This is a genomic window from Pontibacter rugosus (assembly GCF_042678745.1).
Lineage (GTDB): Bacteria > Bacteroidota > Bacteroidia > Cytophagales > Hymenobacteraceae > Pontibacter > Pontibacter rugosus.
Genome location: NZ_JBHTLD010000122.1, coordinates 1 through 15,599 on the forward strand (window position 1 = coordinate 1; position 15,599 = coordinate 15,599).

The 15,599-nt window shown below is 45.6% G+C and carries 13 protein-coding genes; 11 read left to right on the forward strand and 2 right to left on the reverse strand.

All coding sequences use genetic code 11. From position 1 onward, the window contains the following. The first annotated feature begins 213 nt into the window (after nucleotides 1-213). The 3 genes from ACFQ2O_RS13295 to ACFQ2O_RS13305 all read left to right on the forward strand — a co-directional run bounded on the left by ACFQ2O_RS13295 (nucleotide 214) and on the right by ACFQ2O_RS13305 (nucleotide 2,178). The gene (locus ACFQ2O_RS13295; protein WP_377528392.1) at nucleotides 214-705 is read left to right on the forward strand and encodes a hypothetical protein; all 492 of its coding nucleotides are present in this window, start codon (nucleotides 214-216) and stop codon (nucleotides 703-705) included. 158 nt (nucleotides 706-863) lie between these two features. Then, a complete protein-coding gene (locus ACFQ2O_RS13300) occupies nucleotides 864-1,823 on the forward strand; it encodes an AAA family ATPase (RefSeq protein WP_377528394.1) in 960 nt (319 codons plus the stop codon). Between the two features lie 169 nt (nucleotides 1,824-1,992). Next, on the forward strand, nucleotides 1,993-2,178 hold the full coding sequence (locus ACFQ2O_RS13305; RefSeq protein ID WP_377528396.1) for a hypothetical protein: 186 nt from the start codon (nucleotides 1,993-1,995) through the stop codon (nucleotides 2,176-2,178). Between the two features lie 455 nt (nucleotides 2,179-2,633). Here ACFQ2O_RS13305 and ACFQ2O_RS13310 read toward each other — a convergent pair whose 3' ends face one another. Further along, a complete protein-coding gene (locus ACFQ2O_RS13310) occupies nucleotides 2,634-4,004 on the reverse strand; it encodes a T9SS C-terminal target domain-containing protein (RefSeq protein ID WP_377528398.1) in 1,371 nt (456 codons plus the stop codon). A gap of 47 nt (nucleotides 4,005-4,051) precedes the next feature. Further along, nucleotides 4,052-6,859 (reverse strand): TonB-dependent receptor, encoded by a 2,808-nt coding sequence (locus tag ACFQ2O_RS13315; RefSeq protein ID WP_377528400.1) that lies wholly within the window; start codon nucleotides 6,857-6,859, stop codon nucleotides 4,052-4,054. A 472-nt stretch (nucleotides 6,860-7,331) separates the two neighbouring features. Between ACFQ2O_RS13315 and ACFQ2O_RS13320 the strand changes: the two genes are divergently transcribed. The 8 genes from ACFQ2O_RS13320 (at nucleotide 7,332) to ACFQ2O_RS13355 (ending at nucleotide 15,440) form a co-directional block, all read left to right on the forward strand. Then, nucleotides 7,332-8,642, forward strand: coding sequence for a porin (locus tag ACFQ2O_RS13320; protein WP_377528402.1), 1,311 nt, complete (start codon nucleotides 7,332-7,334; stop codon nucleotides 8,640-8,642). Between the two features lie 151 nt (nucleotides 8,643-8,793). Then, nucleotides 8,794-9,987 (forward strand): porin, encoded by a 1,194-nt coding sequence (locus ACFQ2O_RS13325; protein ID WP_377528404.1) that lies wholly within the window; start codon nucleotides 8,794-8,796, stop codon nucleotides 9,985-9,987. A gap of 220 nt (nucleotides 9,988-10,207) precedes the next feature. Then, nucleotides 10,208-11,209, forward strand: a complete 1,002-nt coding sequence (locus tag ACFQ2O_RS13330) for a PstS family phosphate ABC transporter substrate-binding protein (protein ID WP_377528407.1) — start codon at nucleotides 10,208-10,210, stop codon at nucleotides 11,207-11,209. 73 nt (nucleotides 11,210-11,282) lie between these two features. After that, the gene (gene pstC / locus ACFQ2O_RS13335; protein ID WP_377528409.1) at nucleotides 11,283-12,158 is read left to right on the forward strand and encodes a phosphate ABC transporter permease subunit PstC; all 876 of its coding nucleotides are present in this window, start codon (nucleotides 11,283-11,285) and stop codon (nucleotides 12,156-12,158) included. Further along, nucleotides 12,151-13,008 carry a phosphate ABC transporter permease PstA gene (gene pstA / locus ACFQ2O_RS13340; protein WP_377528411.1) on the forward strand — a complete coding sequence of 286 codons (858 nt, stop codon included), beginning with the start codon at nucleotides 12,151-12,153 and terminating at the stop codon, nucleotides 13,006-13,008. Before pstC ends, pstA begins: the two co-directional genes overlap by 8 nt. 98 nt (nucleotides 13,009-13,106) lie before the next feature. Then, complete coding sequence (gene pstB / locus ACFQ2O_RS13345; RefSeq protein WP_377528415.1) at nucleotides 13,107-13,856, forward strand: phosphate ABC transporter ATP-binding protein PstB; 750 nt, start codon at nucleotides 13,107-13,109, stop codon at nucleotides 13,854-13,856. 58 nt (nucleotides 13,857-13,914) lie between these two features. Beyond that, nucleotides 13,915-14,631: a phosphate signaling complex protein PhoU gene (phoU, locus tag ACFQ2O_RS13350; protein ID WP_377528413.1), complete on the forward strand. Its 717-nt coding sequence runs from the start codon at nucleotides 13,915-13,917 to the stop codon at nucleotides 14,629-14,631. Nucleotides 14,632-14,774: 143 nt separating this feature from the next. Further along, nucleotides 14,775-15,440 (forward strand): heme exporter protein CcmB, encoded by a 666-nt coding sequence (locus ACFQ2O_RS13355; RefSeq protein WP_377528417.1) that lies wholly within the window; start codon nucleotides 14,775-14,777, stop codon nucleotides 15,438-15,440. The last annotated feature ends 159 nt before the right edge of the window (nucleotides 15,441-15,599 follow it).

Sequence of the window (15,599 nt, forward strand, 5' to 3'; positions counted from 1 at the left end):
GTATAGCAGGCTGATGATATTTATATTAGTAGGCTATTTTATACTACCTGGCTCATACTTAACGTTTTAAAACAAACTAATTTAGGCAAAATGAATAATAAGAGCAGCTATAGCTTTTACACATACAAAATATAGCTATATTTGTTTGCTCAACAAGATGCAACCTTTTACAGGTTTTCGGAATCATCATTAAAAACATTAAACCCGGAAGCTGTGATACTGACATTAATACGCTACCCTAAATTCAACAAACTTAATACTCCGGCAAAGATGGCTATACACAAGCTACTACCTGGAGAGCAATACCTTATCCAGACAGTTGATAAGCGAATCGCCCTCACCACACACCGCCTTATTCAGCGGAGCACTCCCTGGTCGCCCCAGGAGAGCCAGGCTGTTATGCTTGAAGATATCTCATCCTGGGATGTTAAGCATTCCGGCAACAAATTATACCTGTTTTTGAGTATCCTGTCTGCGCTGCTTGTATACTTTAACGATTCCTTTTTTCTGTTGACAGGCTTTTTTGTTGCGCTGTTCCTGATGACGCGCAGCCAACGTGTACATGTGCGTACCACGCAAGGTACTACGATGGTGTTGCCCCTGGATGTAGAAAACAGCCGCATCCGCAGCCTGATTGATATGGTAAAGCAGGCACAGACGACCCGTATCACGAACTTACAGTACAATGCAATGGCAGCAGCTTAAATAACTGCACCTACTTACTTAATGCGAAGCACCTGCCACAGGTGCTTTTTGTTTGCACAGCGGGATGGCAATAACTTGACACTGCCACCGTATTATAGCTATATTTAGAGGTTTTACAGGCGCATACCTTATTTGTGCCTTCTGATATAGCTTTTAACGTGAAAACATACCAACTCAAGATTAAACAGGTATTAAGTGAAGTAAGCAAAGTAGTGGTGGGCCAATCATACATGGTAGACCGCTTGCTGATCGGCCTGTTCACTGGCGGACACATCTTACTGGAGGGCGTGCCAGGCTTGGCTAAAACCCTTACCATCAACTCGCTTTCCAAAGCGCTACACCTGGATTTCCAGCGGATACAGTTTACGCCCGACCTGCTTCCCTCTGACCTGATCGGCACCATGATTTATAACCAGAACGCTTCTGCTTTTGAGGTGAAGAAGGGGCCGATATTTGCCAATCTTATACTTGCTGATGAAGTGAACCGCTCCCCAGCCAAAGTACAGTCGGCGTTGCTGGAGGCGATGCAGGAAAAGCAGGTAACTATTGGCGAAACTACCTTTATGCTGGACCTGCCCTTCCTGGTGCTGGCTACCCAAAACCCAGTGGAGCACGAAGGCACCTACCCGTTGCCCGAGGCGCAGGTAGACCGTTTTATGATGAAGGTGTACATTGACTACCCAAAGAAAGAAGACGAGTTGGAGATTATGCGCCGCATGGCCAACATGGGCTTTGCCGACACTGTCACTAAGGTGCTTTCTAAAGAAGATATCTTTGCCATCCGCAACGAGATAAATCAGGTTCAGATTTCAGAGACGCTAGAAAAATATATTATAGAACTGGTGTTTGCCACACGCCGCCCTGCTGATTACGACCTGAACGAGTTTGCACCCTACATACAGTTTGGTGTTTCTCCAAGGGCAAGTATAGCGCTGAACCGTGCCGCCAAAGCCGTCGCCTATTTTGATGACCGCGACTATGTACTCCCTGAAGACATCAAAGATGTGGCACATGACGTGATGAACCACCGCATTATACTTAACTATGAAGCAGAGGCTGATGGCATTAAAACAAAGGACTTTATAGAAGCCATACTTCGGAAGGTGCCAATTAGCTAGTGGTATAGGTATAGTGCAGCAGGATAAGCCCTCTCCCGCTACAGCTCCTTAAAACTGCACCGGCCGCGCCGCTCACACCAACCTCACCTCACATTTTGCGTAACTCCTAACGCTCCCTCAACACGCCAGGTGCTGTGGGAGCGTATTTTTTTAACTTAACTGAAGGAGTATGTTTAGAGGTATACTTAAAATGTTGTTGCTGCGCAAGCTGATGGGTGGCGGAGGCAGAACAGGCGGCAGAAGCCGGGGCGGCTGTGCTGGCATAGGGTGCCTTGGCCTGATTGTTATACTTGTACTGGCCTACTTCCTGTTCAGCTATTTAGGTGGCGGAGGTGGTGCCGCTGCTGATTTTTAATATATCCGGCTTGCTGCCGACAGCTTTCAACTCGTGTCCTACTATGATGTCGAGTCTGTGACTCGATTGGCTTAAAAAGCCATACCTGTTTAGCGATGGCTATACTTGCTAGCTATTCTCTGACTTCTATAGTTTCTGCTTGCTTCAACTTGTAACAAGCTGTCCTTTATAGCTTCCGCTCATCCTCTAGTTCCCAAACACCAACTGTTTCACCTTTTGCTTTGGAGCGCACACGGCTGGGGTAGGGCATATATGACCGAGGCCCTGCCCTGGGGCACCGCAAACATGCAAGGCGCTCTTTTCAGATACCCATACCACGGCACATCCAAAATAGCAACCTGAATAAAAAAAGAAACCCGCCAAATGGCGGGTTTCACGCAAGGCGGGAGACTAAACCGCTTGCTACTGATTGCCACGATGTTTCTCACCCATACATGTGCAACCAATATTTTTGCTTAGTAAACAGTATTCTGTGGGTCGAAGTTTGCCCAGCCAGCAGTCCAGTCAGTTGCACCGAAGGCACCGATATAGTTTACCTGCTCGAAGAAGCTACCTAAACCTGTAAAGCTAGCACCAGACTGCAATTGAGTGCCTGTGGTGAAGTTAGGAGCGCCTGTTTGCTTGAAAGAGTTAGCTATACCTAAAGTAGCCGCATCGTTTACTACGCTGTTTCCTTTGCCAGCAGCATTAAACCAGGTAGCCACATCAAACGTGCTTGCAGATGTAACAGTAAGTGCTTTGCCTGCAGGAGTACCAGCAATTATTGTATTCTGAATTTTGAAAGTACCTGCTGTAGCATTGCTCTCTGTAGGAACACCATCTAGCAGCAAGCCAACAGGCCAACCAGCTATAAGAGAGTTGTGCAGTTTAGTTTGGTTGTTGCGACGCAGGTGAAGACCACGACCGTAGTTGCTGCTAATTGTTGCAGCAGTGTTAGTGCCTAACGGGCCAAACAAACTAACATTAGAATAAGTTGGAGCTGTAATAGGCGTAGCAGGAGTACCTGAACCATCATTGTCAGACTCAAAACCATTAGAAGCAGATGCATCAGCTACGGCAGGATCAGAAATTCCAACAAGGAACTGTAGGTTACCAGAGTAGCCATTGTCAGTGTCAAACATATCATCTACAGGCTTGTAAACGATCAGGTGTTTTGCATTTACAGTTCCACCGAACCATTCGATTCCGTCATCACCACTGTGGGAAACCTGTACATAATCGATTGTAGTACCTGAACCAACTCCACCCAATGTAAGCCCGTTGATCTCGTTATTTGGTTGGAAAGCCACACCAGGGAATTCTATACGCACGTAGCGTAATACGCCAGAATTATCTGCAGCATCGGTGCCACCGTAAAAGCTGCCAACACCGCCTTCTATTTCTACTTCATTGCCTCTATTAACAGGGGCCTTACCCAAGACGATAAGACCACCCCAATCACCGGCAGCACGACGGCCTGCAGGCTGGTTTGAAGTAAAGACAATTGGTTTAGCGGCAGTTCCATCTGCCATAATTTTAGCGCCACGCTCAATGATTAATGTACCTCTTGAGGTAGACTCACCCTTGATTACAGTGCCTGGCTCTATTGTTAACGTTGCTCCATTCTTAATATATACAAAGCCTCTCAAAAGATACTTTGTATCAGCCTTCATCGTGAAGTTCTGGTCCGTAGATCCAGAAACTACCGTCATGCCATTCTCCTGGCTGGTGGTAAGGCCGCCCTGCCCTGGCTCAACTGTCTCTGTGTCGTCTTTGTCGTCTCCGTCGCAAGCAACAAACGATACTGCCAGAAAGGATACTAACAATAAATTAAATAGCTTTTTCATAATCATGATAAAAATTATTAAGTGGTTTTAGTGTTTATTGCTTTCAATTAGAATTTGTATGTAACACCTATAGTTGAGTACTGCCCTTTGCGAAACTCTCTGAATGGCTCGTCAACAGAAGAAATTTTATTGTCCTCGTTTGAGTCTTGGATAAGGCGTGTCTTTTGGTTGAGCAGGTCCTGGATTCCGGCCTTAATCTCAAAATGCTCACCTATACCTTTTGTTAAAGAGATATCAATCTGGTTGCGTGGCATTTCATAAATTGTCTCGCGCAGGTCACTTCCAGCTGCAAAAATTCGTTTTCCAATCACGTTGTACAGCACGTTCAGCTGAAGCTGGCTAGCATCGTCCTGGTAATAAATTCCTGCGTTTACTACATAAGGAGACTGCCCAACCATTTGCCGCTTGCCAGGCTGATAAGCGGCACTATTGTCTGAAATTTCTACTTCGCTCTTATTTAGGGCAGCGTTCAAAACCAAAGAAGTATTCTGTATTAGTTTAGACTCCGACAAGTGTAGTAGAGACTTTCTTACTTCTGCCTCAAGACCTAAGCTGTAAGCATGCTTAGAGTTCTCAAACTTGATTGCGTTTCCACCAGAAGTGTTGGCAAAAACTGTTTCTATAGGCTTATTGAAGTATTTATAGAATGCACCGATTGAGAACACCTCGGTAGGGTTAGGATAAAATTCGTAGCGAATGTCGCCGTTATAGATTGTCGCTGTTACCAGGTTAGGTTCTCCTCTCACCTCAAACTGATTCACAAAATCGTAATACGGTGACGGAGCAAGTTCTCTAAACTCTGGTCTGTTTACGCTTACACTGGCTCCTGCACGCAACATGGCGCGTGATGTAAGATTATAGGTGAAGTTAGCAGACGGTAACACACTTAGCTTTGGTGTACTTTGGTCAATATCCCTAAAGTTTACATCTACTGCCTGCAGCTCCTGATTATTATACTCTACTCTTACACCACCCGAAAATGACAATTTATCAGAAAGTGGAGAAGAACCCCCTATAAATCCTGCTAATAAGGTATTCTGCGCTTTGTAATCATATATTGGTTTAGGGAGTTGCTGCTCCAGCAGAACCCAACCGTTTGTATAGTTTATGTTACCCGGTGCAAACGACTGATTTAAAGGAAGCAGCAGCAGACCCTTATCAAATGACGCACCCTCACCATAGCTAAAGAAGCGGGCGGCATAGTCTCTGCTCTTACGCTCAGCATAAAAGCCTGCTCTGATAACAGGTGAATTTTCCGCAGTTGAGTCAGCAGGGTTAAACCGGTGCTCTACCTGCCCGCTTACCATACCCACATGCTCATTTAATTTAGAGTAGAATCTGCCTAGATCAGAGGGTGTTACAATAGTTGAGCTAATGAGTTCAGAGCTCCCATTGGCTGGATTGTATGCTGTGCGGTACCTTCGGTAATCTGGCTCATCTCTGTGGGTGTAGGAGTATCCCCCGGTCCAGGTAAGAGTTGTTTTGTCATCAGCCATATCATGCGTACCCTGTAGCTGGCCAGAGTAAATGCTGCGGCTTTCATAGCGCAATGAGTAATTTCGTTGGTATGTGGCTGCTGTTCCTGAGTTATCAGCACCTTCCCGCTCTAATATCTCGCTCACTCCTAACTGATTGAAGAAGTTCCTGAACTCAATCTTGTTGTTATTATTGAGCCTTGCTGACCAGTTGCTGATAATACCTAAGCGTACATTATTAGTATAGAGGTTGTCCTGAAATGACACCTGTGATGGGCTGTACCCTAACTCAGGATTAAATTGCTCATAAGTATTGAAAGTCCCTTCTGTTAAGGTATTGGTATTGCTGTAAGATATGGCCGACACTGAACTCATATCTAAAGAACCCAGATAGAAGCGACGGTTCAGGCCAAGTGACAAACGCAGGTCTGGCGAGGCAGTTGAGCTTTGAGGAACCCATGTATTAGGAAATAAGCGGCCTAATTCCACTAACTTGTCACTTCCTCGATCTACCTGCCCAAGATTTGCCGGAACTGCTCCGGGAATGGCACGATCTCCGTTATCAAAGCCAAGCAGGTCAGTACTGCCTTTTGTATCTGTCAAGAAGTTGTTGAAGGTAGTGCCTACTCTGTATGAACCGGAAACACCTATAGATGTAGAGTTTTCTGTAACAACGTTCTTTGTATAAAGCTTAATGATACCGCCACCGAATTCTCCTGGCAGCTCCGGAGAGCCATTTTTATAAACCAAGATACGATCTATCACACTAGTAGGCAGCAGGTCAAAAGAAAATGCGCGAGAGTCAGTTTCTACACTTGGAGTCAAAGCATCGTTCAGCATGACGGTATTATAGCGCTGACTCATACCTCTTATCAGTACATAGCGGTCATTCATAACAGTAACTCCCGGAATACGCCTAACTGTTGCAGCAGCATCGCGGTCCATAGACTTGGCAATCTGCTCACCGGCCACACCACTTACAACTACTTCGCTCTGGCGCATGGTTTGCAATACAGCGGCTTCTGTGTTGGTCTGGCGGGTGCCTACAATCTCTACTGTTTGTATCTGCGTTGTATTCTGCTCTAGCTGAACATTCACTGTCTTGGACTGCCCTGGTGCCAGCTGTATGGCTACTTGCTCGAATGGCTTGTAAGAAATGAATGTAACGGAGAGGTTATAAGTACCTGGCTCCAGCGGAAGTGTAAAGTTACCTTCGTAATCGGTAGTTGTACCTTTAGAAGTACCTTTAATGAATACCACAGCCCCGATAATCTCTTCGCCTGTAGTTTTGTCGGTCACCTTACCTTTAAGTGTGCCTTGCTGGGCAAAGCCATAAACTGTGGTGGTGAGAATGGTGAGAATTGTCAGAAAGAATTTCATTTAGAATACTGTTGTTTAGTCTCACTGCAAAAGTAGACAAGCTACTTTACGCCAGCTTTATGCCTAAATTATGATACAGTTAAGCATTGAGACCTTCTGTTAAGCAACAGTTAACCTATGGTTACCATAATTTTACCAACAGGTTAATCTAATGTTAAACACGCGCTCTGCATGGCTTCAGATGGTGTTCAAGCATGAATTTACACGTTAGCTAAAATATGGCTTCTCCCTTATTCATCAATATTTTACAGCATGCCTAGGCTATTGCTCAAGCTTAACATTAGCATAACATTGCGATAATGCAGCAGTAATAGTAAAGCATTTACTTTGCAGCATAATACAACAGGAAAACAACCCGCAGCCTGACTAACTGCTTATTTTCTGGTGTAAGTACTTTACTTAAACCTGCGGAGTCATTCAGACTAATGCTCTCTTCAGGTAGTTGATTAAATCTCACCTTAATCAGGAAGAAGTGACTAAATCTTTTGTGGGAGCAGCCTTGCTGTTCCTGACAGCCAATTTTATGACCACTCGTGTTTCAGGCCAAGCACCTGCAAACACAGACACTACTCAGTTTGCCACCACAGCAGCTACTGAACAGCGTATCATCTCTCGGGTTGATACTATCTACTTAGCCCCTGCCAAGGAAGCCAAAACGCCCTGGTATAAAACCCTATCTATTCGCGGCTATGCACAGGTAAGGTATAACCGTCTGTTAGAGACAAACCCGCAGCTAAAGTGCGATCAGTGTGACAAGTCTTTGGGAGCAGGCAACGGCTTCTTTATCAGACGAGCACGCATTGTATTCAGCGGAAATGTCCACGAGAGGCTTTTTGTCTATATCCAGCCAGACTTTGCCTCCTCCCCTGGTGGCACCGCGCTTAACTTCGTGCAACTGCGCGATGCGTACTTCGACCTTGCCCTTGACGCAGCCAAAGAATTCAGAATAAGAGTAGGCCAGAGCAAGATTCCCTTTGGTTTTGAGAACATGCAGTCGAGCAGCAACCGTTTGGCTTTAGATCGTAGCGACGCGATTAATAGCGCCTTTGCGAATGAGCGCGACCTGGGGCTTATGTTTTACTGGGCACCCTCCGAAATCAGGGAGCGCTTTGAAGAACTAACCAGCTCAGGCCTTAAAGGTAGTGGCGACTACGGTGTGTTTGGTATAGGCGTATTCAACGGGCAAACTTCTAATAAATCAGATGCGAACGATCAACTACACACGGCAGTAAGGTTGGCTTACCCGCTAAAGCTAACTAACGGGCAGTTTATTGAGCCTGGCATCCAAGCCTACACCGGCAAATATGTTGTTACGCCAGATCAGCTCTCTAGCGGCGTATCCTTAGGTACTGAGCAGCAGATAGAAGAAGGTTTCACAGATCGCCGTGTGGCGGCATCACTTGTTATATACCCACAACCGCTGGGCTTTCAGGCAGAATATAATATTGGAGAGGGACCTGAGTTCGATCCCGAAACAATGTCTATAAAGGTAAAGTCGCTGCACGGCGGCTATGCCCAAACCATGTACCGGATGAAGGTTGGCGATCATGTTTTAATTCCTTTTGCTAAAGTACAGTATTATGATGGCGGCAAAAAACATGAGCGCGACGCAACAAGCCACAAAGTATACGAAACAGAGGTAGGTGCTGAGTGGCAGCCTTTCAAGAACTTTGAACTGGTAGCTGACTATAGTATTGCCGACAGAACCACTAAAACCGCCTCCAACCTCTACAACAGGCAACACGGAAGCAGGCTTAGGCTTCAGGCCCAGTTTAACTTCTAAAACATTGCTTCCTTACAAGACTGCCAATTGATTCTTTAAAGCAACAGAAAAGCAAGGGCTTTATTTATACGCCAACGGCTGTACCTTCTTCTTCAGGTTTAAAGTATAACAGGCAACATCTACGCTACTTTCTGATCAAAATTTGCACATAGTGGACTTTCAAAAACTTACAGGTACTATACTTCTGCTGTTCATGGCACTTTTCTGGAGCATCAACGCATCAGGGCAAAGCGTGAATTATTCTAAGTTCGGTAAGGGCCTGCAATTTATTGCCGCAGATTCTTCCTTTAGCGTTCAAATGGGCTTACGCTTTCAGGTTCTTTATTCAGGTGGGCAAAACCTTACGCCAGAACAAGACTGGGAAGATCAGTTTCTTATAAGAAGATCGCGCTTAAAATTCTCAGGCTTTGCTTACTCTCCTAAACTTGAATATAAAGTTGAGCTTGGCTTGAGTAACCGCGACATAGGCGGCACTCTTAGCGAAGAGCAGAATTTTGCCAGCAATGTTATACTTGATGCAGTAGCCAAATGGAATTTTGCCAAAGGCTGGGAGCTTTTTGTGGGACAAACAAAATTACCGGGCAACCGTGAGCGACTGATTTCTTCCCAGCAAATGCAGTTTGTAGACCGCAGTTTGCTTAACTCCCGCTTTAATATTGACCGTGACGCAGGTTTGCAGCTACACCATGAGCATACACTAGGAAACGTGCTAGTACGTGAGATAACCTCTATCTCCAGCGGAGAAGGCCGTAACATTACAGCAGACAATGCCGGCGGCTATGACTTTACAGCTAAAATAGAAATACTGCCTTTGGGAGCTTTTGAGAGCAGTGGAGAATATGTAGGCAGCGACATTTACCGCGAAGAAAAACCTAAACTAGCTATTGCGGCCGCTTATGATTATAACGATGATGCCAGCCGTGACCGCGGCCAGCTAGGCGATTACCTCAGCGATACCCGTGATCTCCGTACCTTTTTTGCCGATGCCATGTTCAAGTATAAAGGCTTTTCTGCCATGGCAGAGTATGCGCATAGCCAAGTAGAGGGTACCCCTGTTGTATCTTATACCGAAACAGGCACTGTAGAGGAGGCTTTTGTAACCGGGGAAGCTTTTAATATCCAGGCAGGCTACCTATTTAAGAGCAACTGGGAAGTTGCCGGTCGCTTTACAACATATGACCCTACTGATGCCACCATGCGCCTGCCGGAAGATCAATATACGCTGGGGGTATCGCGGTACATAGTTGGCCACAGCTTGAAAGTACAAGGCGACTTAACGCTGCAGGACACCCCGGCACAGGACAATACTTACCAGGCAAGAGTGCAAATGGAGCTGGCTTTCTAGTGGAAATAAAAATAACAATTCCTTAACAATCCAGCATCAGAGGTTGCCTGCAATTGTACCAACTTTGCATTACAATCTTATCATAACAGAGACTAAACGGCATTAAAACCACACAACACAACTACTTCATATACAACAAGGTATAGCAGCAGTAAATTTACATCGTTTCATAACAAGCGATTTTCTCAACCGAATTCAATCACCTAAAAAGAAAAACCATATGTTAAACCTTAGGCTTAACTATTTTAAATTAAACGCTGCTATATTACTTGGCGGCACAATCCTGCTTGGCGCTTGTGGCGGAGGCGGAAATGAGGCAGCCAATAACGACTTGGCTGGCAGCATTCAGATTGACGGTTCCTCTACAGTTTACCCTATCACAGAGGCTGTAGCAGAAGAATTTCGAACCGAGGCACCTGATGTAAAAGTAACTGTTGGCGTATCTGGCACAGGTGGTGGCATGAAGAAATTCTCTCGCGGAGAAATAGATATTGTGGATGCTTCGCGCAGTATGAATGCAGATGAGGATAAAGTAGCTAAAAGTAATAATATTTCTTACATAGAGTTGCCTGTTGCCTACGATGGTCTGACCGTAGTGGTACACCCTGACAACAATTGGGTAAACGATATCACCGTTGCAGAACTCAAGAAAATCTGGGAACCTGCGGCACAAGGCACAATTAAGAAGTGGAACCAAATCCGACCGGAATGGCCTGACCAGGAAATCCACTTGTACGGAGCTGGCGTTGAGTCTGGCACATACGATTACTTTACAGAAGCCATTGTAGGCAAGAGCCACTCTAGCCGTGGCGATTATACCGCCAGTGAAGACGACAACGTGCTGGTACAGGGTGTATCCACGGACCCTTATGCGCTGGGCTTCTTCGGCTACGCTTACTATGATGAGAACAAAAGCAAACTGAAGGCTGTGCCTGTGGATGACCAAAACGACAGCAACGGTGCTGGCGCTATCATGCCATCGCTGGAAACGGTAAAAGACGGTTCTTATGCGCCTCTCTCCCGCCCGCTGTTTATTTATGTGAATTCTAAAGCGGTAAGCAGACCAGAGGTTGTAGAGTTCGTGAATTTCTATATAGACAATGCCGCTGAGCTTAGTCAGGAAGTAGGTTATATCCCAATGCCTGCTGAAAAGTACAAAGAGCAAAAGCAGAAGTTTCAGCAATTTGCTACGGGTGCTAACGCAAGTGCAGGCAAGCAATAATCAGACATTAAAAAGGTGCAGGCAACGTACCTAAAACAGCTGCTTTGCCTGCACTTCTAAACGCTACAGCACCTTGAGAGTATCAGAAAAAATAATCGAAGGCCTGTTGTGGTTATCAGCCGTAATCACAATACTGGTCACGATAGGCATTATCTGGGTTCTTTTATCAGAATCGGTTGCCTTCTTCAGCGAGGTTTCTATTGTAGACTTTCTGACAGAGAAAGAGTGGACGCCACTTTTTGCCGATAAAAAATTCGGTATTATGCCGTTGGTGGCGGGCACCTTGCTCACCACCTTTATAGCCATTGCCGTTGCCTTACCTATTGGCCTTACGATTGCTGTATACCTGAATGTTTATGCACACGCCACGCTGAAGCAGGTAGTTAAGCCGATGCTGGAAGTGCTGGCCACCATCCCAACAGTAGTATATGGCTTTTTTGCCTTAACCGTGGTCACTCCATTCTTACAGACGATTATACCATCATTAGCTGGCTTCAACGCGCTTTCAGCAGGTATCGTGATGGGCATTATGATCATTCCGATGATCTCTTCGCTTAGTGAAGATGCCATTAGTGCGGTTCCCCGATCGTTGCGTGAAGCTGCTTACGGCATGGGCTCTACACGTTTGCAAACGGCATTTGGAGTGTTAGTACCGGCTGCCTCTTCAGGCATTGTGGTGTCGGTTATACTTGCCATTTCCAGGGCTGTAGGCGAAACCATGATTGTGGCCATTGCCGCAGGCCAGCAGCCACGCCTGACGCTTAACCCGCTCGTGCCTATCGAAACCATCACGACCTACATCGTACAGGTAAGCTTAGGAGATGTACCGCATGGCTCACTGGAATATAGAACCATTTTCGCTGCCGGTATTACCCTATTCATTTTCACATTTGCGCTGAATAACATCAGCTTCTGGATTAAAAAGAAATATCAGGAAAAGTATGACTAGTTCAGAACGAAACAGGTTAAAAGACAAAGCTTTTCAGGTCTTCGGTGTATTCTGCACCTTTATAGGACTTATTGTTTTGGCCATTTTCCTTATTGATATCATTCAGAAAGGCATTGCTCGCATTGACTGGGATTTCCTGACAAACCTGCCTTCACGCAGAGCTAGCCGGGCAGGCATACTTACAGCCTGGGCAGGTACGCTGTGGCTTTTGGTACTAACAGCCATTATTTCTTTTCCGTTGGGTGTGGGGGCAGGTATTTATCTAGAAGAGTATAGCCGAAAGAACAAGCTATCTAACTTCCTGGAGATTAACATTGCGAACCTAGCTGGTGTACCTTCTATTATTTACGGTCTGCTTGGCCTGGAGATTTTTGTGCGACAGATGCGCCTGGGCAGTAGCCTGTTGGCTGGTGCACTTACGCTGTCGCTGCTTATACTGCCTATCATTATTGTTACTACCCGAGAGGCTATCAAGGCGGTTCCGGGAAGTGTACGCGATGGTTCCTTTGCTTTAGGAGCCTCCAAATGGCAAACCATCTGGAACCAAGTGCTGCCGGCATCTTTCGGTGGCATACTCACAGGCATTATACTTGCTTTATCAAGAGCGGTTGGTGAGGCTGCGCCACTGATTGTGATAGGAGCACTGGCTTATGTACCTTTTACACCAGCATCACCTTTAGATGAATTCACAGTGCTGCCCATCCAGATTTTTAACTGGACATCACGCCCACAAGAAGAGTTTGTTACAAATGCTGCGGCTGCCATTATCGTCCTTTTATTCATTACTTTCCTGCTAAACGGAATTGCCGTATACTTACGCAACAAGCAGCAGAAAAAAGTGAAGTGGTAAAACAGGCAAGTATACCTAGTCAGCTTATTTATACTTACCTCAGTCTAATTTCCAGTATCTAACATCAAGAGTCTTTATTATACTATATGAGCAAACAAATTAAGCTCGAAGCAAAGAGTCTGAATGCCTTTTACGGCGACTTCCATGCCTTGAAGGATATCAATATCGCGATGGAGGAGAAAAACGTGACTGCCTTTATCGGCCCATCGGGTTGTGGCAAGTCTACGTTTCTGCGCACCTTCAACCGCATGAACGATTACATTGATGGTTTTAGAACAGAAGGAGAAATCTTGCTGGACAACAGAGACATCTATGACAAAAACATACGCGTTGATGAACTGCGCAAGGAAGTAGGTATGGTGTTTCAGAAGCCAAACCCTTTTCCAAAAACCATTTTTGAGAACGTAGTATACGGGCTTAAGATCCAGGGCATCAAAAAGAAGTCTGTACTGGAGGAAGTGGCGGAGAAGTCGTTGCGACAAGCGGCCATTTGGGATGAGGTAAAAGACAAGCTGAATAAATCGGCACTGGCGCTTTCAGGTGGGCAGCAGCAGCGTTTATGCATTGCCCGCGCACTTGCTATTTCGCCTTCAGTGTTACTAATGGATGAGCCTGCCTCGGCGCTGGATCCCATTTCTACAGCCAAAATAGAAGAGCTGATATATGAACTGAAGAACGAGTATACTATCGTGATTGTGACGCACAACATGCAGCAGGCAGGGCGCGTGAGCGACAATACAGCGTTCTTTTACATGGGTGAGTTGGTGGAATACAACAAAACAAAGACGATGTTCACAAGCCCCAAAGATGACCGTACACAAAACTACATCACGGGGCGCTTCGGTTGATACCAAACATATACTGTTTCTCGTATACTTATAAACTCTCACCCCTAAGAAAACCCGAATGCCACATATAGACATTGAACTAGACCGCCTAAAAAATAAACTGCTGGAAATGTGGGATCTGGTAGAGTACCAGGTACAGAGCGGACGTGAGGCCATGGTGACAGCAGACACAGAGTTGGCTAAGCAGATTATTAAGCGCGACCGGAAAGTAAACCAGTTCGACCTGAAGATAGACCGCATGTGCGAGAACTTCTTCGCACTCTTTACTCCTGTAGCCGTAGACCTGCGCCTCGTGCTGGCTGTTCTTAAAATAAACGCTAACCTGGAGCGCATCGGCGATACGGCTGAAGGCATTGCGCGCTTTGCAAAAAAACTGGAGGCACCTGTAGCGCCAGAGCTACTCGAGCTTACCAATGTGCTGCCCATGTACGAAGAAGCAGTTGCCATGTTGGTAGAGTGCCGTACTGCCTTCAAAAACAACGACCCTGTACTTGCCAAGGCGCTTATCAAGCGTGATAAGAAGCTGGACAAAATCTATCGTAAATCAGATGGCATCGTGACAAAGTATATGGTTGCTAACCCAGATAAGATACACGAGGCGCTGGCGGTACTTTCTATCATCAAGAAGCTGGAGCGTGTAGGAGACCAGGTTACCAATATTGCAGAGGAAATCATCTTCTACCGCGAAGCAAAGATTGTAAAGCACAAAGACGACAAGAAAAAGAAGAAGAGCCCTAAAAAAGATCAGGATAAAGACCAGCAGGCTCCCTTGTAAAGAAGGACACACTGCTTCTGATTGATAAGGCACACGCTATAACGGCTTGTGCCTTTTTGTTTTTGCCACCAGGAGATGTTTTCTTAAAAGCTACCTTCACAACTTTTTGTGCCTTAACTTTGCAGTAAAACAAGAAGCCTGTGCTGTTAAAAGAAATTATATACCTGATTCAGAAAGACTTGCTACTGGAGTGGCGGCAGAAGTATGCCTTAAATGGTATGCTGCTGTATGTAGGTAGCGTTGTTTTTGTATGCTACCTGAGCTTTGGTATGCGCTCTAACATACTGGTTGCCCCAGTCTGGAATGCTTTGCTTTGGATTATACTTCTGTTTACCTCGGTTAATGCCATTGCCAAAAGCTTTATGCAGGAGAACCGGGGGCGGCTGCTATACTTCTACTCCATTGTAAGTCCGCAGGGCATCATTCTGGCTAAAATCATTTACAACACATTGCTGATGCTGTTGCTGGCCTTAACCTGCTTTGTGTTTTACGGTTTTGTGCTCGGTAACCCGGTACAGGACGTACCTATGTTCCTGCTCACGCTATTACTGGGAGCTATAGGTTTCTCAACATCGCTTACCATGATATCAAGCATTGCCTCTAAAGCCGCCAACAGCAGTACGCTGATGACGGTGCTTAGCTTCCCAGTGATCGTGCCCATGCTGCTCATGCTCATAAAGATGTCAAAAAATGCTATGGATGGCTTAGATCGCAGCCTAAGTTTCGACGAACTGCTAACCCTGCTTGCCATAAACATGATCGTTGTCACCGTTTCTTACATTTTGTTCCCGTACCTTTGGCGTTCGTAAAGAGACGCTAGATGATAGCTATTAGACGCTAGACAATCAGTCTTAAGAGTCAGGCTGCAAAGCTTCGAATTATGGTTGAAAAACATAGAGCTAATTCTCATAAATTTTTGTTAAGGTATTAGGCACGATGGATAAGGCTTAACAACAAAAGAGTCTAAC

Excerpts from the sequence above, each read along its gene's own strand:
- phoU (WP_377528413.1), top strand. The coding sequence starts at position 13,915 with ATGCCACATATAGACATTGAACTAGACCGCCTAAAAAATAAACTGCTG.
- ACFQ2O_RS13305 (WP_377528396.1), top strand. The coding sequence starts at position 1,993 with ATGTTTAGAGGTATACTTAAAATGTTGTTGCTGCGCAAGCTGATGGGT.
- ACFQ2O_RS13330 (WP_377528407.1), top strand. The coding sequence starts at position 10,208 with ATGTTAAACCTTAGGCTTAACTATTTTAAATTAAACGCTGCTATATTA.
- ACFQ2O_RS13315 (WP_377528400.1), bottom strand. The coding sequence starts at position 6,859 with ATGAAATTCTTTCTGACAATTCTCACCATTCTCACCACCACAGTTTAT.
- ACFQ2O_RS13310 (WP_377528398.1), bottom strand. The coding sequence starts at position 4,004 with ATGAAAAAGCTATTTAATTTATTGTTAGTATCCTTTCTGGCAGTATCG.
- pstA (WP_377528411.1), top strand. The coding sequence starts at position 12,151 with ATGACTAGTTCAGAACGAAACAGGTTAAAAGACAAAGCTTTTCAGGTC.